Annotated in this window: 17 protein-coding genes and 1 pseudogene; 14 read left to right on the forward strand and 4 right to left on the reverse strand. The window is 54.8% G+C overall.

Annotated features, from left to right (window positions below; translation table 11 throughout):
* Positions 1-86: 86 nt before the first annotated feature.
* From ABA45_RS06630 to arsC, 4 genes and pseudogenes are all read right to left on the reverse strand, one after another.
* Positions 87-1216 (reverse strand): annotated as a pseudogene (locus ABA45_RS06630) (GspE/PulE family protein); the annotation flags it as partial.
* Between the two features lie 131 nt (positions 1217-1347).
* Positions 1348-1707 (reverse strand): DUF2069 domain-containing protein, encoded by a 360-nt coding sequence (locus tag ABA45_RS06635; RefSeq protein ID WP_048384829.1) that lies wholly within the window; start codon positions 1705-1707, stop codon positions 1348-1350.
* A 43-nt stretch (positions 1708-1750) separates the two neighbouring features.
* Positions 1751-2356, reverse strand: coding sequence for an NAD(P)H:quinone oxidoreductase (gene wrbA / locus ABA45_RS06640; protein WP_048384830.1), 606 nt, complete (start codon positions 2354-2356; stop codon positions 1751-1753).
* 38 nt (positions 2357-2394) lie between these two features.
* A complete protein-coding gene (arsC, locus tag ABA45_RS06645) occupies positions 2395-2748 on the reverse strand; it encodes an arsenate reductase (glutaredoxin) (RefSeq protein WP_048384831.1) in 354 nt (117 codons plus the stop codon).
* Positions 2749-2850: 102 nt separating this feature from the next.
* On the opposite strand from arsC, the gene ABA45_RS06650 reads away from it, so the two are divergent.
* The 14 genes from ABA45_RS06650 (at position 2851) to ABA45_RS06715 (ending at position 18642) form a co-directional block, all read left to right on the forward strand.
* Positions 2851-3327 (forward strand): TlpA family protein disulfide reductase, encoded by a 477-nt coding sequence (locus ABA45_RS06650; RefSeq protein WP_048384832.1) that lies wholly within the window; start codon positions 2851-2853, stop codon positions 3325-3327.
* Positions 3328-3395: 68 nt separating this feature from the next.
* Positions 3396-6881, forward strand: a complete 3486-nt coding sequence (gene dnaE / locus ABA45_RS06655; RefSeq protein ID WP_048384833.1) for a DNA polymerase III subunit alpha — start codon at positions 3396-3398, stop codon at positions 6879-6881.
* A gap of 181 nt (positions 6882-7062) precedes the next feature.
* Positions 7063-8016, forward strand: coding sequence for an acetyl-CoA carboxylase carboxyl transferase subunit alpha (gene accA, locus ABA45_RS06660; protein WP_048384834.1), 954 nt, complete (start codon positions 7063-7065; stop codon positions 8014-8016).
* A complete protein-coding gene (gene tilS, locus ABA45_RS06665) occupies positions 8000-9382 on the forward strand; it encodes a tRNA lysidine(34) synthetase TilS (RefSeq protein ID WP_048384835.1) in 1383 nt (460 codons plus the stop codon). The genes accA and tilS overlap by 17 nt, the downstream gene beginning before the upstream one ends.
* Positions 9383-9469: 87 nt before the next feature.
* Positions 9470-11098 (forward strand): CTP synthase, encoded by a 1629-nt coding sequence (locus tag ABA45_RS06670; protein ID WP_048384836.1) that lies wholly within the window; start codon positions 9470-9472, stop codon positions 11096-11098.
* Positions 11099-11101: 3 nt separating this feature from the next.
* Entirely contained in the window at positions 11102-11947 is an 846-nt protein-coding gene (gene kdsA, locus ABA45_RS06675; protein ID WP_048384837.1) for a 3-deoxy-8-phosphooctulonate synthase, read from the forward strand.
* A gap of 118 nt (positions 11948-12065) precedes the next feature.
* Positions 12066-13361: a phosphopyruvate hydratase gene (gene eno / locus ABA45_RS06680; RefSeq protein WP_048384838.1), complete on the forward strand. Its 1296-nt coding sequence runs from the start codon at positions 12066-12068 to the stop codon at positions 13359-13361.
* A 207-nt stretch (positions 13362-13568) separates the two neighbouring features.
* Positions 13569-13877 carry a septum formation initiator family protein gene (locus ABA45_RS06685; RefSeq protein WP_048384839.1) on the forward strand — a complete coding sequence of 103 codons (309 nt, stop codon included), beginning with the start codon at positions 13569-13571 and terminating at the stop codon, positions 13875-13877.
* Positions 13878-13915: 38 nt separating this feature from the next.
* Entirely contained in the window at positions 13916-14617 is a 702-nt protein-coding gene (ispD, locus tag ABA45_RS06690; RefSeq protein ID WP_048384840.1) for a 2-C-methyl-D-erythritol 4-phosphate cytidylyltransferase, read from the forward strand.
* A 24-nt stretch (positions 14618-14641) separates the two neighbouring features.
* Entirely contained in the window at positions 14642-15121 is a 480-nt protein-coding gene (gene ispF, locus ABA45_RS06695; protein ID WP_048384841.1) for a 2-C-methyl-D-erythritol 2,4-cyclodiphosphate synthase, read from the forward strand.
* Positions 15118-16209, forward strand: a complete 1092-nt coding sequence (gene truD / locus ABA45_RS06700) for a tRNA pseudouridine(13) synthase TruD (RefSeq protein WP_048384842.1) — start codon at positions 15118-15120, stop codon at positions 16207-16209. Before ispF ends, truD begins: the two co-directional genes overlap by 4 nt.
* A 20-nt stretch (positions 16210-16229) precedes the next feature.
* Entirely contained in the window at positions 16230-17000 is a 771-nt protein-coding gene (surE, locus tag ABA45_RS06705; protein ID WP_048384843.1) for a 5'/3'-nucleotidase SurE, read from the forward strand.
* Positions 16997-17653: a protein-L-isoaspartate(D-aspartate) O-methyltransferase gene (locus ABA45_RS06710; RefSeq protein ID WP_048384844.1), complete on the forward strand. Its 657-nt coding sequence runs from the start codon at positions 16997-16999 to the stop codon at positions 17651-17653. Before surE ends, ABA45_RS06710 begins: the two co-directional genes overlap by 4 nt.
* Positions 17653-18642, forward strand: coding sequence for a DUF368 domain-containing protein (locus ABA45_RS06715; RefSeq protein WP_048384845.1), 990 nt, complete (start codon positions 17653-17655; stop codon positions 18640-18642). Before ABA45_RS06710 ends, ABA45_RS06715 begins: the two co-directional genes overlap by 1 nt.
* Positions 18643-18738 lie beyond the last annotated feature (96 nt).

The raw sequence follows: 18738 nt of genomic DNA on the forward strand, positions 1-18738 counted from the left end.
TTAACGAGCAGTACTTAACAAACAGTAATGAGCAGAATGCGCTAAACAAACAGCGCCTAACGCTGGCTTTCAGGCGTTGAGCCACAATGCAACGCCGGCTCCACCATTTCAATGGGGTCTTCAATGGTGCATACGTTCAGCTCTGGTGTGGCAAGTTGTTTGAGTGTGGAATACAGGGTGGTGGTTTTATCCGAGCCAGTAGGGCCGGTGACCAACACAATACCTTGGGGTTGGCCGGTAATGCCGTTCCAGCGTTCACGGCCTTCAAGGCTGAAACCCAGCTGTTCGTAGGATTTCAGCAGTACGTCCGGGTCAAAAATTTGCAGCACCATTTTTTCGCCAAAGGCGGTGGGCAGTCTGGCCAGGCGCAGCTCTACTTCTTGATTGTCCGGCTTGCGGGTTCTTATGCGCCCTTCCTGGGTCGGCGTTTTTCGGCCACGTTCAGCCTGCCCGGTATCTTTAGGCGACTGGTAACGGCTGTGCCTACGTGGCCAGGAAATTCGTACACCGAATGCAACACGCCATCAATGCGAAAGCGCACCCCGGTAATGCTGCGGCGCGGCTCAATGTGAATATCAGACGCGCGCTGGTCAAAGGCGTATTGCAACAGCCAGTCGACAATTTTCACTACGTGTTGATCATTGGCTTCGGGCTTGTCGCTGGCTCCTAGGTCCAGCAACTGCTCGAAGTTCTGGTGGCCCTCCAGTGACCCTTTAGCTTGGCCACCGCTGGCTTCATCTACTGAACTGGCAAACTGATAGAACTCCTGGGTATAACGGCGTAAGTCCTCGGGATTGACGACCACCCGTTTTAGCTCTTTGTGCACGGCCTGACGCAGGTTGTACGCCCACTCCGAACGAGAGGGTTCAGCGCTGGCAATCAACACATCGTCGTTATTAATTTCTACTGTCAAAATACCGTGGCGCTGGGCGAGGGCAAAGGACATCACCCGCGCAATGGCCACGGTATCAATTTTCAACGGGTCAATATGGTAGTAATCCTGCCCGGCTTAGTCAGCTAGCCGTTGAGTCAGCCGCTCCAGATTTAGAGTTTGTCCGGAACGCTGGCTGACCAGAGCGGCAATGGCGACCAGTTCCAGTGGGTGGCGCGGTGCTGTATCGCCTCCGGCAAGGCCAAGGTTGGCCGACAACACACGTTCGCCGTCGGTTTGCAGAATGTCGCCGCTGCTGACCAAAGCTGTGCAAATACCCCGCAGGGTTAAGGTCGCACTTGCCGGCGTCTGCGGTACCTTGGTTTACGGGCGTTTGTCACGGGGCCGCACTGAAGTCATAAGCTGGGCGTCCGTTGCAGTCATCGGAAGGGAGAGCGGTGTGCTACAAGCAACACTCAGGCCGTCTCGGGCCGGTTTACCTTAAGATGAATCATCGCCACAGTAAACAGCAAGAAGGTTAGCACGGTTGTAATAACCGGCCCGATAGCGCCCTCACTGAGCCAGGCTGACACCACGCCTTGGGTGAAATAGAAAATGATAACAAAGGACAGCCAGATATAAGCGCGACTGTTGCCGCGATACACCGGCACAATAAAACCTACCAGAGGTAACAGTTTTACTGCCAGTATCATAATGATGGAGACGCCTTCTTCTGGCCCCGGGGAAAAAGTGGTCACCACCAGAGCAATTATAGTGGCCAGATAGAGCGCCAGAGCAATACGTGCTGTTATGAGTGCTTTCGGGTTACGCAACATGTCAGAAATCCGTAATTGTTTAAGATGATTCCGCTACAGCGGATTAGTCGGCCAGTTTCAACGCCAGACGAGCCAGGCGTTCGCCAAATGCTTGACAAAGGATCTGTTCGTGTTCGCTTAGTGGCAGCTGTTCGCCGGTACCGGCGAAATGGCTAGGGCCATAGGGTGTGCCGCCGGTCGTGGTAGCACCCAGCGCTGGCTCGCTGTAGGGCAGGCCGCACAGCACCATGCCATGGTGGAGCAATGGCAGCATCATCGACAGTAATGTGGTCTCTTGGCCGCCATGAAGGCTGCCGGTTGACGTAAAGGCTCCGGCGGGCTTGCCAACCAAGGCACCGGCGATCCACAAATCGCCGGTAGTATCCAGAAAGTGCTTCAGCGGCGCGGCCATATTGCCAAAGCGGGTAGGGCTGCCAATGGCCAAACCAGAGCAAGCAGCCAAATCGTCCTTACTAACATAGGGTGCGCCTTCATCGGGCACCGGTGGTAATGCGCTATTGGTTTCTGGTGCCACCGGCGGCACACTGCGAATTCGCGCCTGCATACCGTTCACCCGGGCAACACCGCGAGCAATACGATTGGCCATGTCGGCGGTTTGGCCGGTGCGGCTGTAATACAGAATCAGCACGTAGGGAGCCGGTACGGTCATGGCAAAAGTCCTCAAAATGTTAAATTGGTGAAATTTATTTACAGAACAGCCAGTACGTTTTCCGGAGGCCGGCCGATGACCGCTTTGCCATTTGCCTGCACGATAGGGCGTTCAATCAGGCGCGGGTTTGCCACCATTGCCGCAATCAGCTGCTGCCGGCTAAGGTCGGCGTTGTCTAGTGCCAGCTGTTTGTATTCTGGTTCTTTACGGCGCATCAATTGCCGTGGTTCCAGCGCAAGCTGTTGCAAAATAATGTCCAACTCTGGCGCTGTCGGCGGCGTATCCAGATAACGTATAATGTCAGGCTTGATGCCTCGGCCCGTTAGTAGCTCCAGAACCTGGCGGGATTTTGAACAGCGGGGATTGTGGAAAATCCGGGTGGGTTCTGTCATCTTCTCGCCTGATTATGGGTGCGTAGTTGAAGGTTCGTGATAATAGATGCGTGGCGTGCGAATGTGAATTCGTAAGTGTGGAGTTTAACAGGAGGACTTTGCTTGCAATACCCCGTGACCGGTTTTGCCCTTAATACCAGCCGCCTGGCGGCTATTGCATGTTTGTTTGCCTCGATGGTTGCGCTGGCGGGCTGTAGCAAGATTGAGCTGGATCGCAATGAAGGCGCGCCACTTGTGTGGAGCGATCTGCGTGGGCAATGGGTATTGGTGAATTACTGGGCCGAGTGGTGTAAGCCCTGCCTGAAGGAAATTCCCGAACTGAATGCCTTGAACCAGAACCCGGCCATCACTGTGTTAGGCGTTAACTTTGATGGTATCAGCGGCGCCGAGCTGCGCCAGCTGGGAGTGCGCATGGCCATTGGCTTTGATCTGCTAAATCAGGACCCGGGCCCGCAGTTTGGCTGGCAAACGCCGATTGCGTTGCCGGCTACGATGGTTATAAACCCACAGGGTGAGTTACAGCAGGCGCTGTTTGGCGAGCAGACCCAGGCCAGTATTCGCGCTGCCATCGGCCTTTAAATGACCGCTGATAGCGGCCAGATTTATCTGTGTTATCCGTATTTCTGCTTTAATCAGGATTATCTGCAATGACTGCCCAAACCTTTGTACATCTTCGCATTCACTCTGAACATTCCTTGGTGGATGGCCTGGTAAGGGTAAAGCCGTTGATCAAACGTGTGGTGGAGCTGGGTATGCCTGCCGTTGGGCTCACCGAACAGTCCAATATGTTCTCGCTGGTGCGATTTTACAAAGCCGCGCTTGGCGCTGGGGTGAAGCCCATTATTGGTGCCGATTTGTGGTTCGAAAACCTGGACGAGCCAGAGAGTCCGTTTCGCATAACCCTGCTGGCCAGCAATAACGACGGCTACCTGAACCTGACCGAAATTGTTTCGCTGGGTTATACCGAAGGTCAGCGTTTTGGCAAGCCCATTATTAAGCGCGAATGGCTGGAAGCCCGAAGCCAGGGCCTGATTATGCTCTCGGGTGGCAAAATGGGCGATGTCGCCAAGGCCATGCTGGCAGACAAACCCAAACTTGCTCGCGACCGGGCTCGCTATTGGCGTGACCTTTACCCCGGCAGTTTTTATCTGGAACTTCAGCGTACTGGCCGTGCAGGTGATGAAGATTGCCTGCACCTGAATGTGGCGCTGGCGGCTGAATTAGGCTTGCCGGTGGTGGCCACCAACGATGTCCACTTTATTTATGCGGAAGACTTCGAAGCCCACGAAGCGCGGGTATGCATTGGCGAAAGCCGCACTCTGGACGATCCGCGCCGCGACCGGCGCTTTAGTGACCAACAACACCTGCGCAGCGCTGAAGAAATGATTGAGCTGTTTGCCGACATTCCCGAAGCTGTGGAAAACACCCTGGCCATCGCTCGCCGTTGCTCGGTCACCGTGCGCATGGGCGAATACTTTTTGCCCAACTATCCTGTGCCTGAAGGCATGACTATGGACGACTACTTTCGTCGTGTGTCGGAAGACGGGTTGGAAGATCGTCTGGCTAAAACCCTGCCCAAAGACGACCCGGATTATGACAGCAAGCGCCAGGCCTATTACGACCGGCTGAAATTTGAACTGGATATCATCATCCAGATGGGTTTTCCCGGCTACTTTCTGATCGTGATGGACTTTATCAAATGGGCAAAGAACAATGGCGTGCCGGTAGGACCAGGCCGTGGTTCCGGTGCAGGTTCCCTGGTGGCGTACGCTCAATTGATTACCGACCTGGACCCGCTGCAATACGATCTGCTGTTCGAGCGCTTTTTGAACCCCGAACGGGTCTCCATGCCCGACTTCGATGTCGACTTCTGTATGGAAGGCCGTGATCGGGTAATCGCCTATGTGGCCGAAAAATACGGTCGCGAAGCGGTATCGCAGATAATTACGTTCGGTACTATGGCCGCCAAAGCCGTGGTGCGTGACGTAGCGAGGGTACAGGGCAAGTCTTATGGGCTGGCGGACAAACTGTCCAAAATGATTCCGTTTGAAGTGGGTATGACCCTGGCCAAGGCCGTAGAGCAGGAACCGTCACTCAAAGAGTTTCTGGCGCAGGATGAAGAAGCCCAGGAAATCTGGGAAATGGCGATCAAGCTTGAAGGCGTGTGCCGTAACGCTGGCAAGCACGCCGGCGGTGTGGTGATTGCACCAACCAAGATCACCGACTTTTCGCCGCTGTATTGCGACGACGACGGCGGCAGCCTGGTAACCCAGTTCGACAAAAACGATGTGGAAGACGCCGGCCTGGTGAAGTTCGACTTTCTCGGCCTGCGCACCCTGACCATCATCGATTGGGCGCTGAAAATGATCAATCCGCGGCGGGAAAAGCGCGGGTTAAAGCCGTTGGACATCAGCGAAATTCCGCTGGACGACCCGGCGTCGTTCGTGATGCTGAAAAAAGCCGAAACCACCGCCGTGTTCCAGCTGGAATCCCGCGGTATGAAAGACCTGATCCGGCGCCTGCAACCGGATTCCCTGGAAGACATGATCGCCCTGGTGGCGCTGTTCCGCCCAGGCCCCTTGCAGTCGGGCATGGTAGACGACTTTATTGACCGAAAGCATGGCAAGCAGCCGATGTCTTTCCCACACCCGGACTTTCAGTACGAAGGCCTGAGGCCGGTATTGGAGCCCACTTACGGGGTTATCCTGTACCAGGAACAGGTTATGCAGATTGCTCAGGTGATGGGGGGGTATAGTCTGGGTAACGCGGACATGCTGCGCCGCGCAATGGGTAAGAAAAAACCCGAAGAAATGGCCAAGCAGAAGCAGTTTTTTCTGGATGGCTGTGCTGGCAATAATATTGATAAGGCCTTGGCGGAAAATATCTTCGACTTGGTGGAAAAGTTTGCCGGTTACGGCTTCAACAAATCCCACTCCGCCGCCTATGCATTGGTGTCCTACCAAACCCTTTGGCTAAAGTCTCACTACACCGCCGAGTTTATGGCCGCCGTGCTTACCGCCGATATGCAGAACACCGACAAGGTGGTTACGCTGGTGGAAGAGTGCCGTAGCTTGAAACTGGATTTGGTTCTGCCGGATGTAAGTACCTCGGAATACGCCTTCACCGCTAATGATGATGGCCAGGTGGTGTATGGCCTCGGTGCAATCAAAGGCCTTGGCGAAGGCCCCATTGACAGCATTGTGACGGCGCGCAAGGAAAATGGGCCGTTCACCGACTTGTTCGACTTTTGCCGCCGGGTTGATCTGAAAAAGGTCAACAAACGTGCGCTGGAAGCGATGATCCGCGCTGGCGCTATGGACAAGTTAGGCGCCGGCCGCGCTCAGCTGATGGCCAGTATCGAAAAAGCCATACTGCAAGCGGGCCAGCAGTCGCGTAATGAAGCCGCCGGTATGGTGGACATGTTTGGCGATATGTTGGAAACCGCCACTGACGTAGATGCCTACAGCGATGTTGCCGATATTCGTGAGTGGCCGGAAAAGAAACGTCTCAAGGGTGAAAAAGACACGCTTGGTCTATACCTGACAGGCCATCCATTTGATGAATATGAGCGCGAGGTTCGGCGCTTCGTGCGCTCATCCATCGCCGACCTGAAACCCAATAAATCGCCACAACGGGTAGCCGGGCTGGTGGTGGCGCAGCGCACCATGAAAACGCGCACTGGTTCTACCATGTGTTTTGTTACCTTGGATGATCGCAGTGGGCGCATCGAAGCGACGCTTTTTTCCGAGGCGTTTTTTGAAAACCGCGAGCTTTTGCAGTCAGATCAGGTGATTGTAGTGGAAGGTCAGGTCAGCCACGATGACTACTCCGGGCAGATGAAAATGCGGGTCAATTCGGTGATGGACGTAGCCAGCGCCCGCCAGCAATTCAGCCGCGGTTTGCAGCTGAAACTGAATCAAAGCCAGCTTGGCAATGGCCTGCTGGATTCACTGGAACAATTGCTGGCGCCGCATCGCTGCGACGGCAGCCCGGTGTGGATTGAGTACACCAGTCCGGCCGCCAGCACTCGTATTGAGCTGGGTTCATCCTGGCGGGTAGAGCCCAACGACAGCCTGTTGCTGGAGTTGAAATACCTGGTGGGCGACCGCAGCGTGGAACTGGTCTATGATTGAAGGCACTATTTAATTTTTGCTGCACTCGCCGAGGCGGGTGTGGCATCGAAAAGATTACCATTTTGTCAGTTAGGCGCAGTCAGACCAATGTCCGCTTTAGGCTCGGCGACTGCGCTGTTATCTTTGACACAAATTCTGGTCTGGTAGCTGCGGCTGCCACGAATTCAAATAACGGAACATCATGAACCCTAACTATCTCGATTTCGAACAGCCTATTGCCGATCTGGAAGCCAAAATCGAAGAGCTTCGGATGGTGGGCAACGACACCGACATCAACATCACCGATGAAATTGCCCGGCTCAAGAAAAAGAGCGTGAGCCTGACGGAAAGTATTTTTTCTAACCTTGAGCCGTGGGACGTTACGCGTTTGGCACGGCATCCGCGTAGGCCTTACACGCTCGATTACATCGAGATGGTGTTTGACGATTTTGATGAGTTGCACGGTGACCGGCGTTACGCCGACGACTATTCGATGGTGGGTGGCACAGCGCGTATTAATGATAGGCCGGTCATGGTGCTTGGTCACCAGAAAGGCCGTGAAGTGCGCGAGAAAGTGAAGCGTAACTTTGGCATGCCGCGCCCGGAAGGTTACCGTAAAGCCTTGCGGCTGATGGAAATGGCCGAGCGTTTTAAAATGCCGATTCTGACCTTTATTGACACCCCTGGCGCTTATCCTGGTATCGGTGCGGAGGAACGCGGGCAGAGCGAAGCTATTGCGTTCAACCTGGCGGTTATGTCGCGCTTAAAAACGCCAATAATCTCCACCATCATCGGCGAGGGCGGTTCAGGCGGTGCACTGGCTATTGGTGTGTGCGATCAGCTGAACATGCTGCAGTATTCCACCTACGCGGTTATTTCTCCGGAAGGTTGTGCGTCCATTTTGTGGAAAAGCGCAGACTACGCATCGGAAGCCGCTGCAGCCATGGGTGTAACGGCAGATCGCCTGAAAGATCTGGGTCTGGCGGATAACGTGATCAAAGAACCCTTGGGTGGCGCTCACCGTAAGCCTCAAGATATGGCCGATTCGCTAAAGGCGACGCTAACGGAAGGTTTAGCCGAGTTGACTCGCTTGCCTCTGGACGAACTGGTTGCAAGGCGCTATGAGCGCCTGACCCACTATGACAGCGGACGCTAGCCCCAGCGCCACAGCCTGGCCATCCCCGCTGCGTGATCTGGCCAGGCAGCTTCCCCAGCATGACCGTCTGTGTATTGCCTTTAGTGGCGGTCTGGATTCTTCTTTGCTGTTGCATCTGTTCGCGGCGATAACGCCGGCCTCCACTGCTTTATCTGCACTCCATATCAATCACCAGTTACAGCCTAACGCTGCAGAGGTAGACGCCTTTTGCCGCGATGTCTGCGCGCGTTTGAGGGTGCCCCTGCGCGTCGTATCCGTGACGGTGCCAGTCAAAGCAGAAGGTGTCGGGGGTCTAGAGCAGGCTGCGCGCGCAGCCCGCTACGGTGTATTTGAGCGATATTTGCGCGTCGATGAGCTGTTATTGCTGGCCCACCACGGCGACGATCAACTGGAAACCGTGATGTTTCGTCTTTTTCGCGGCAGTGGCGTGGCCGGTCTGGCCGGCATGCCATTTACTCGTGCCCTGGGTGCCGGTGCTTTGGCGCGACCGTTGCTTGAGTTTTCCCGTGCTCAGCTGGAAGCGTGGACCGAGGACGCCGGGCTGCCGTGGATAGAAGACCCCAGCAACAGCGACCAACGTTTTGATCGCAATTATCTGCGCAACAGCGTGATCCCGCCGCTAAAGGCCCGTTGGCCATCGTTCATACGGCGTATAGAGGCATCAGCCCGCGGCTGTGCCGACAGCCATTCGCTAAACCAGAAGTTGGCGCAACTGCAGTGGCATGCCTGCGATGGGGCCTATCAGCATAGCCAGCCACATTCGCTGGACCAGCGTGCGTTTGCTGAACTGTCGCCCCCGGAGCAGGGCAACCTGCTGCGCTGGTGGTGCCAGTCTTGCGGCTTACCTGCGCCTGTGTCCGCAGATTGGCAGCGGACTCTGGCAGGGTTAATGGATGCCGCTGCAGATCGTGAGCCGGAGCTGTTGGGTCAGGGCTATAGCGTTCGACGCTTTCAGCACAGACTGTATCTTGTGGCAGCGCAAAACCCCTTGCCCGAGGGCTCGCAGTCGGTATTACCGCAGCAGACGCTGCGCTGGGGCGAGTGGACATTGGCGTTGGCGTGGCAAAGTAATGACCACAATCAAGGCAACGATCAGCAAATTGGGCCGCCGCCCATACGGGTATCTACCAGGCAGGGTGGTGAACGCATCCGCTTTTACCCTGACGGTCCGGCAAAAGTCGTGAAAAAGTGGCTTCAGGAACAGGCAGTGCCACCTTGGGAAAGAGCTCGTTTGCCCTTGGTTTTTGCGGGCTGCGGCGCTGCCGAGGAGTTAATTGCGGTGGGCTCTTTGTGGTGTTCGGAAAAATACAATGGAAGCGCTTCTTCAAGTGGCTGGCGGCTGACTGTGGGGCGGGATTGTGATTGAGCAGGTTGGGGCTTTCTGGTAGTCTGATCACCCATCTTGAGATGATAATCTCCCTCCTCCACAAAACCTGACAATCATGGAATCTGCATGACGCGTTATATTTTCGTCACCGGCGGTGTTGTGTCCTCACTTGGGAAAGGAATCGCATCGGCCTCTCTGGCTGCGATTCTTGAGGCACGCAGCCTGAAGGTAACCATCATCAAGCTGGACCCTTACATTAACGTAGACCCGGGAACAATGAGCCCGTTCCAACACGGTGAAGTGTTTGTCACCGACGACGGCGCCGAAACCGATCTCGACCTGGGCCACTACGAGCGCTTTATTCGCACCCCGATGACCCGCCGGAACAACTTTACTGCCGGTCGCGTTTACGAAGAAGTAATTCGTAAAGAACGCCGTGGCGATTACCTCGGTGGCACCGTGCAGGTTATTCCCCATATTACCGATGAAATCAAACGCCGTGTCATTGAAGGCGCCGCAGGCGTAGACGTGGCTCTGGTTGAAGTAGGCGGCACCGTAGGCGACATCGAATCTTTGCCATTTTTGGAAGCTTGTCGGCAACTGAAAGTGGAAGTAGGTTCCAGCCGTGCTTTGTTTATGCACCTTACCCTGGTGCCCTACATTGCCACGGCCGGCGAAATAAAAACCAAACCGACCCAACACTCGGTGAAGGAAATGCGCTCTATTGGCCTGCAGCCAGACATTCTGCTGTGCCGCTCCGATCACGAAGTAGATGCCAGTTCGCGACGCAAAATCGCTCTGTTCACCAACGTTGAAGAGCGTGCGGTTATTCCTATGCGCGATGCCAAGTCGATTTATGTCATCCCGCGTATGTTGCACGACCATGGCTTGGATCAGCTAGTAATCGAGCGTTTCAATCTGGATGCTCGCGAAGCCGACCTAAGCGAATGGGATAACGTAGTTGAATCCCTGATGAATCCGCTGCACGAAGTGACCATTGCCATGGTTGGCAAATACATGGAGCTGCTGGAAGCCTACAAGTCGCTGATTGAGTCTTTGTTACACGCCGGAATCAAAACCCGTACCAAGGTTAATATTAACTACATCGACTCGGAAGATATTGAGCGCGACGGCACCGGTGTTCTGGAAAATGTTAATGCTATTTTGGTACCAGGCGGTTTTGGCGAACGCGGTGTTGAAGGCAAAATTCGAACTGTACAGTACGCCCGCGAGAATAAGGTGCCTTACTTGGGTATCTGTTTGGGTATGCAGGTAGCGGTGATTGAATACGCCCGCAATATGGCTGGTTTGAAAGACGCTCACAGCACCGAATTCCGTCCCCACAGCCCCGAGCCGGTCGTTGGCTTGATCACCGAATGGCTGGATGCCAGCGGTGAACGTGAAGAGCGCACCGGCGACTCCGACCTTGGCGGTACAATGCGCCTGGGGGGCCAGGATTGCGTGCTGGCCGAGGGTTCCAATATTGCTAACTGCTACGGACGCAAAACCATTCGCGAGCGTCACCGTCACCGTTACGAAGTGAACAACCACTTTCTGCCGCGCCTGGAAGAAGCCGGCCTGAAAGTGTCTGGTCGTTCTACCGATGGTAAACTGGTAGAAGTGGTAGAGGTGGAAGATCACCCCTGGTTTGTAGCGTGTCAGTTCCACCCGGAATTCACTTCTACACCCCGCGACGGTCATCCGTTGTTCAAGGGTTTCGTGGAAGCTGCCCTGGCACATCGCAAGGAGCATTGATTCATGGCACAAAGTACCGTTACCGTTGCTGATATCGACATTGCTAATCACAAGCCGTTCGTGCTTTTTGCTGGTATGAACGTGCTGGAGTCTCGTGAGTTGGCGTTCGAGGTTGCTGAAACTTACGTAAAGGTGTGCCGTAAACTGGGCATACCCTACGTGTTCAAAGCCTCTTTCGATAAGGCCAACCGCTCTTCGGTAAGCTCGTTCCGCGGGCCGGGGTTAGACAAAGGCCTGCAGATACTGGCGGATATCAAAGCCAAGTTCGGTGTGCCGATTATTTCCGATGTGCACGTGGCCGCCCAGGCCGCGCCTGCAGCGGAGGTGTGTGACATTATTCAGCTGCCTGCGTTCTTGAGCCGCCAGACCGATCTGGTGGTGGCCATGGCAAAAACCGGCGCGGTCATCAATGTCAAGAAAGCCCAGTTTCTGGCACCGCAAGAAATGAGGCACATCATCGCCAAGTTCGATGAAGCCGGCAACGACCGAATAATTCTGTGCGAGCGCGGCAGCAGCTTTGGTTACAACAACCTGGTGGTGGACATGCTGGGCTTTGGCATCATGAAGTCCATGAACGTGCCAGTGATGTTTGACGTAACCCATTCGCTACAAATGCCAGGTGGACGCGCTGATTCCGCCGGTGGCCGCCGTGCACAAGTGACTGAACTGGCGCTGGCGGGTGTGTCTCAGGGCCTGGCCGGTCTTTTCCTGGAAGCCCATCCAAATCCGGACGAAGCGATGTGCGACGGCCCTTGTGCGCTGCGGCTGAGTCAGCTAGAGCCATTTCTCGAAAGAGTGAAAGCTATTGACGACCTGGTAAAAAGTTTCAAACCCATCGACACCGCCTAATTGGCGGTGTTTCAGTCTGTGTACGAACAACGTGAGAGAGCGGGAAGCGTTTTTTGCAAAGCCGCTTTCCGCTCTCTTCGACACCCAATTCTGACGACAAACTCGGAGACCATGAAGAATGACCACAATTGCCAATATTAAAGCCCGGGAAATTCTGGATTCCCGCGGTAACCCCACCGTTGAAGCAGACGTTATTCTTAAAGATGGCACTCTTGGTCGTGCTTGTGCGCCTTCTGGCGCCTCCACAGGTTCCCGCGAAGCATTAGAACTGCGTGACGGCGATGCATCTCGTTACCTGGGTAAAGGCGTGCTCAAGGCCGTCGCTGCTATCAACGGCAAAATCCGCGATGCGCTGATGGGCAAAGATGCTGCCGATCAGCGTGGTCTGGATAACACCATGCTGGCACTGGACGGTACCGAGAATAAAGCCAATCTGGGCGCCAATGCCATTCTAGCGGTGTCACTGGCTGCTGCCAAAGCCGCCGCGGCTTCGTTGGGCAAACCGCTGTACGAGCACATTGCCGATATCAACGGAACCGCCGGAAAGTACAGCATGCCGGTGCCAATGATGAACATTCTTAATGGCGGCGAGCACGCTGATAATAACGTCGACATACAGGAATTCATGGTGCAGCCCGTGGCCGCCAAGAGTTTCGCCGATGCTCTGCGCATTGGTGCCGAGATTTTCCACAGCCTGAAAAAAGTGCTGCAGGCCCAGGGCCTGAACACCGCAGTGGGTGACGAGGGTGGGTTTGCCCCCAACCTGCCGTCTAACGAAGCTGCACTGGCAATGATTCAGGAAGCAGTAGAAATAGCCGGTTATAAGCTGGGCACCGACATTACTCTGGCCTTGGACTGCGCTGCCTCTGAATTCTACAAAAACGGCCAGTATTTGCTGGCTGGCGAAGGCAAGAGCTTTGACTCTGCCGGCTTTGCCGATTACCTGGCAGGCTTGGCTGAGCGCTACCCGATAGTGTCGATTGAAGACGGCATGGACGAAAGCGACTGGGACGGCTGGAAAATACTGACCGACAAAATGGGCGACAAGATACAGCTGGTGGGCGATGACTTGTTTGTCACCAACACTAAAATTCTTAAGCGCGGTATCGACACCGGTGTAGCCAACTCTATTCTGATCAAGCTCAATCAGATTGGCAGTTTGAGCGAAACGCTGGACGCCATCAAGATGGCCCAGGACGCAGGATTTACTGCGGTGATCTCGCACCGTTCGGGTGAAACCGAAGACACCACCATCGCGGATTTGGCAGTTGCTACCTGCGCTGGCCAGATCAAGACTGGCTCTTTGTGCCGTTCTGACCGTGTAGCCAAGTACAATCAGCTGCTGCGCATTGAAGAAGCGCTGGATGGAAAGGCGGCCTACAACGGTTTGCGTGAGATCAAAGGCCAGGGCTAGATCGTTCAGGTTGGCTCTTTTTCTGGTTGTGGAAATACAAAAGCCATAGTGTCAGGCTGAAAATCCAGGCATTATGGCTTTTTTAACAGTTAGTTAGCGGCATTTGTTATCCCGCTTTATAAAGGTCTATACTAGTCTTAATGAGTGTTTTATAAGCATTGGACGCCAACCGTACAATCAACGCTCACTGGCAACCCGGAAACTGTTATGGCTGAGCCGTCTCCAAGCACTTTTTTTTCGCCCATCAAACTTATCTGGGCCTTTATTATTGTGCTGGTTTTGCTACTGCAGGTACGCTTGTGGATCGGTGAGGGTAGTTTTGCCCAAGTTTGGGCGCTGGAACAGGCCATTGCAGAGCAGCAAGAGGACAATGACACGCTGGCGACACGCAACGAACGGTTGTACGCGGAAGTACGTAACCTGCGCAATGAGCAGGGTGCGGTGGAAGAAAGAGCGCGTATCGATCTGGGATTGATTCGTAATGATGAAACCTTCTTTTTGGTGGTCGACCAATAACCTCAGCTTTCTGCTCCTCAACCACGGCGCCATGGCCCATGCCTGAAGCTTCTCTTTGGCTGATTGTTCCTGCTGCAGGCGTTGGTCAGCGCATGGCGGCTGCTTGCCCAAAACAGTATCTGCGCGTTGATAGTGAATACATATTGGATATAACCCTGCGGCGTTTGCTGGCCGCGTTGCCGGCGGCAGGGTGTATAGTGCCGCTAAGCTCCACTGATATTTGGTGGCCCAGCACGAACGCAAGCTCTGACGGCCGAATTGCAACGTGCGCCGGCGGTAACGAGCGTGCCAATTCGGTGCTGAATGCGCTGCAGGCATTGGCGCCAACGGCCAAAAATGAAGACTGGGTGTTGGTGCATGACGCGGCTCGCCCCTGCGTGGCGTCTGACGATCTTAAACGGCTGTTAAAAAAAGTGGGCGCTCACAGTGTGGGTGGCCTGCTAGCTTCACCGGTTACTGACACCCTCAAGATGGCAAGCCCCCAAGCGCCGAATACGGTTTCATCAACCATTGACCGCCGCCATCTGTGGCGCGCGCTAACTCCGCAAGTGTTCCGCTACGGTCTGTTGCGTGATGCCTTACAAGGGGCGTTAAATCAAGGTGTTGCAATAACTGACGAGGCCGCAGCGATGGAACAGGCTGGCCATAGGCCGCTGTTGGTGGAAGGGCGGTCGGATAATATCAAAATCACCGTGCCTGCGGATTTGGCGTTGGCCGGCTTCATTCTTGGCCAGTTGTAATGTGGTCATCTGAACGGAATTAGTATGCGAATTGGTCAGGGCTTTGATGTTCACGCTTTTTGTGAAGGCGACAGGATTATTTTGGGGGGTATCAGTATTCCCTATAGTCGGGGTTTGAAGGCTCATTCTGACGGCGACGTGCTGCTGCACGCGTTGGCGGATGCGCTGCTTGGCGCTCTTGCGCTCGGTGATATTGGCCACCTGTTCCCGGACACCAGCGCCGACTGGGCCGGTGCGGACAGTCGTGATCTGCTGCGTCGCGTCATGCAGCGGGTTCAGGAACTGAATTACAGCGTGGTGAATGTGGATGTCACCATCATCGCCCAGGCGCCTAAAATGGCGCCTCACATCAACGCCATGCGCGTGAATATTGCACAAGACCTGAACATTACCGCCAGTCAGGTCAGTGTGAAAGCCACCACCAGCGAACAGCTGGGTTTTACCGGCCGCGGGGAGGGTATTGCCTGCCAGGCGATTTGCCTGCTGCAAGCGCAAAACTTATGAATGATACTCAAAACACTACTCCAGTCCCGGTGCAGGGCCATAATTGGCGCCTGCAATGGCCATCATCTACCGGCAAGTGCGCGGCCAGTGCCGATGTTAAACACTGTGCAGACGACTTCCAGGTTAGTGAAGTTCTGGACAAGGCCAGCATTCAAGGCGAAAACGGCAGCGGAAACGCCGGCGAGCACTTATGCTTGCGGTTGCAAAAAACCGGCGATAATACCGAATATGTCGCCCGTGAGTTGGCAGCGATGGCAGATTTACGCCCCTTTGACGTGAGTTTTTGCGGACTCAAAGATCGCCATGCCGTGACATGGCAGTGGTTCAGCCTCTATCGCCCTGGCCAGAATGACAGCGATGCAGATTTTATCGCCAGCGTCAGCGAACACTGGCCAGTAACAGACAGTTGTCGCAGTGCGAGCAAATTGCGCCGCGGTGATCACAGCGGTAATAGCTTTCGTATAATTCTGCGCAATGTGGCTGGTGAGCAAAGCGTTATCGATCAGGCACTAGAGCGTTTGACACGGCCCGGCGCGCCCAATTATTTTGGTCCCCAGCGCTTTGGCCATAATGGCACCAATTTGGACAACGCGTTGTTGTTGAATCCGCGCTCGTTGAATCGTCCCGCCAAGGGTCGTGGCAAAGGTCGGGGTCGTGGCGGCCGTAGCAGTCAAGATTCGAAAAATGTATTGTATTTTTCCGCTGCCCGCTCGTGGCTGTTTAATGAAGTGCTGGCCGCGCGCGTCAACAATGGTAGCTGGTGCCAGTCCATGGCTGGCGAGCCGGATGAGCAGAAGGTCACAGGTCCGCTGTGGGGCGATGGTGGTACCCGCGCGACCGGCGAACAGGAACAGCTTGAGCGCTCGGCGGTGGCAGCCAACCCACAGTTAGCCGCGCTTTTTGGCAGCACGCGCATGCAGCCGGAGCGCAGACCCCTGCAACTGGTGCCGCAAAACCTGAATTGGGAATGGCAAGACAGCACCACACTGGCCATCGAATTTACGTTGGGCGCTGGCCAGTATGCAACAACGCTGTTGGCAGACGTTTTTGCGTTGCAGGATCTTGCCCTGAGTCGGCTTAACGAATAACAAATCTATGGAGCACTAAGGTGCGAATACTGTTATCCAATGATGACGGCGTACACTCGCCGGGGCTAATTGCCCTTTACGAAGGTTTACAAGGCCTAGGTGAGCTGCATGTTGTGGCTCCTGATCGAGACCACAGCGGCGCCAGCAATTCGCTGACCCTGAAGCGCCCGTTGACGGTGGAAGAGCATCCAAATGGCTTTTACTCGGTAGATGGCACGCCAACAGACTGTGTCCATCTTGCGGTCAACGGTTTGTTCGACCAACCCTTTGACCGGGTCGTGTCGGGCATCAACACCCACGCCAATCTGGGTGATGACATTATTTATTCTGGTACCGTTGCGGCGGCCACCGAAGGCCGTCATTTGGGACTCCCGGCGATTGCCGTTTCGCTCGTTAATGACGGTCGGTTTCATTACGACACCGCCGCAAGGGTGATTGCTACGCTGCTGAAATTCCATAAGCCCATGGACCTTGGGCCGCGTTCCATTCTGAATGTAAACGTACCGGATTTGCCTTGGATCGAACTGTCCGGATTCCGCGTAACGCGTCTGGGCTCCCGTGAACGGGCCGAGGGTGCGGTACCAATGACCTGCCCCCGCGGCAAAAAGCGTTATTGGATAGGTGCTGCTGGTAACGGCGGTGATGCAGGTCCCGGCACTGATTTTCACGCCATTTCTCAAGGCTACGTGTCTATTACGCCGGTGCATATCGACATGACTCGGCACCAAGTGATGTCTAGCCTGCGTGACTGGGTTGGAGCGCTGGAAGACAGCTCAGGAAAGACACAATGAGCGCGCACATGCAAGGAATAGGCATGACGTCCAGGCGCACCCGCCTGCGCCTGATCCAGCGCCTAAAAGACAAAGGCATCTCGTCACCACAGGTGTTAGACGCCATAGCCGAGGTTCCACGCCATATTTTTCTCGATGAAGCTTTGGCGCACAGAGCCTATGAAGATACCGCTTTGCCGATTGGCCACAACCAGACCTTGTCGCAACCTTATATTGTTGCCCGTATGACCGAATTGTTATACGGCCACCAACCGAAGAAAGTGTTGGAATTGGGTACCGGCTCTGGCTATCAGACTGCGGTGCTGTGTAATTTGTTTGCCGAGGTGTTCAGCGTTGAACGCATAAAATCACTTCAGGACCGAGCAAGGGAGCGCCTACGCGATCTAAAGTGTCGCAACGCTGTGCTGCGCCACGCTGATGGTGGTATGGGCTGGCCCGAACGTGGCCCGTACGACGGCATTATTGTAACCGCCGCACCCACCGAGGTCCCCACCGAGCTGTTGCAACAGCTTGCTGACAATGGTGTTCTGATCTCCCCGGTGGGGGCTGAACGACAGATACTGGTTCAAATTGTGCGCCGTGGCGATCGTTTTGAACGCACGGAATTGGAAGCGGTCAAGTTTGTACCTTTGTTGAGCGGAGTGGTGCGCTGATGCGTCAAACGTCGCCCACTTTGCGGACGAATGAGAAGACCGTAGCGTTGCGTTCCCAGGGTTTGCCGTCGGTTTTTCTGCGGGGGCTGGCCATGGGCGCGGCCGACATAGTGCCTGGCGTTTCTGGTGGCACGATTGCGTTTATTTCCGGTATTTATTTTCGCCTGCTGGCAGCGGTAAATGCAGTGCCAAAAGCACTTTTGACTGACTTGATTCGGGGCCGTGTCGCCGTTTTCTGGCAGGTCTGCGATGGCAGTTTTTTGATGACCCTGCTCGGTGGCATCGTGTTCAGCATTGCCACTTTGGCATCAGCGATCAGCTACCTATTGACCACCTTTCCGATCTTACTGTGGAGTTTTTTCTTCGGACTGATTTTGGCCTCCGTGTGGCACGTCGGGCGTGAAGTTCGCCAGTATCATTGGCGCCTGGTGCTGCCATTATTGGCGGGTATTGCCTTTGCGTGGTGGATAACCAGCTTGCCGGCCATGGCCGCTGAGCCCTCGGTGCCCATGTTTCTGTTTGCAGGCGCCATCGCCATTTGTGCGATGATTCTACCGGGCATTTCCGGCAGTTTTATTTTGGTTATTATGGGTATGTATGTGCCAGTGCTCAGCGCCATAAAGGGCTTTGACGTTGGGTTGCTGTTGCTGTTTGTTGGCGGTTGTGTCGTCGGTCTTTTTTCTATTGCTCGCGTTATTACTTGGGCCTTTGACCGTTTTCACGACACTGTTCTGGCACTGTTGATCGGATTTATGCTGGGTGCGTTGAACAAGGTCTGGCCCTGGAAAGAAACTCTGAGCTGGCGGATTAACAGCGCTGGAGAACAGGTGCCCGTGCACGAAGTCAGCATTAGCCCTGCATTTTATGCCAATCTTAATGGTCTGGATCCACTTGTTTTCCAAGCCTTACTGATGGCCGTGGCGGGCATTCTGCTAGTGCTGGTGGTGGAGTGGTTGGGGCTGCGTTTTGGTGGGTGTAAACGCTCCTAAATGTTACGAAATGTAAAAGACACTGTTCCCCTGGGTAACATGAGTGCCCGTAAAGCCTGTTATGCCAGTTAGAAAATAACCGCAACAATAGTGGCT

Source organism: Marinobacter psychrophilus (assembly GCF_001043175.1).
Lineage (GTDB): Bacteria > Pseudomonadota > Gammaproteobacteria > Pseudomonadales > Oleiphilaceae > Marinobacter > Marinobacter psychrophilus.

Coding starts and splice junctions, on each gene's coding strand:
- accA (WP_048384834.1), top strand. CDS start 7,063: ATGAACCCTAACTATCTCGATTTCGAACAGCCTATTGCCGATCTGGAA.
- ABA45_RS06635 (WP_048384829.1), bottom strand. CDS start 1,707: ATGTTGCGTAACCCGAAAGCACTCATAACAGCACGTATTGCTCTGGCG.
- arsC (WP_048384831.1), bottom strand. CDS start 2,748: ATGACAGAACCCACCCGGATTTTCCACAATCCCCGCTGTTCAAAATCC.
- kdsA (WP_048384837.1), top strand. CDS start 11,102: ATGGCACAAAGTACCGTTACCGTTGCTGATATCGACATTGCTAATCAC.
- ispD (WP_048384840.1), top strand. CDS start 13,916: ATGCCTGAAGCTTCTCTTTGGCTGATTGTTCCTGCTGCAGGCGTTGGT.
- tilS (WP_048384835.1), top strand. CDS start 8,000: ATGACAGCGGACGCTAGCCCCAGCGCCACAGCCTGGCCATCCCCGCTG.
- ispF (WP_048384841.1), top strand. CDS start 14,642: ATGCGAATTGGTCAGGGCTTTGATGTTCACGCTTTTTGTGAAGGCGAC.
- truD (WP_048384842.1), top strand. CDS start 15,118: ATGAATGATACTCAAAACACTACTCCAGTCCCGGTGCAGGGCCATAAT.
- ABA45_RS06710 (WP_048384844.1), top strand. CDS start 16,997: ATGAGCGCGCACATGCAAGGAATAGGCATGACGTCCAGGCGCACCCGC.
- wrbA (WP_048384830.1), bottom strand. CDS start 2,356: ATGACCGTACCGGCTCCCTACGTGCTGATTCTGTATTACAGCCGCACC.
- ABA45_RS06670 (WP_048384836.1), top strand. CDS start 9,470: ATGACGCGTTATATTTTCGTCACCGGCGGTGTTGTGTCCTCACTTGGG.
- ABA45_RS06685 (WP_048384839.1), top strand. CDS start 13,569: ATGGCTGAGCCGTCTCCAAGCACTTTTTTTTCGCCCATCAAACTTATC.
- ABA45_RS06715 (WP_048384845.1), top strand. CDS start 17,653: ATGCGTCAAACGTCGCCCACTTTGCGGACGAATGAGAAGACCGTAGCG.
- eno (WP_048384838.1), top strand. CDS start 12,066: ATGACCACAATTGCCAATATTAAAGCCCGGGAAATTCTGGATTCCCGC.
- dnaE (WP_048384833.1), top strand. CDS start 3,396: ATGACTGCCCAAACCTTTGTACATCTTCGCATTCACTCTGAACATTCC.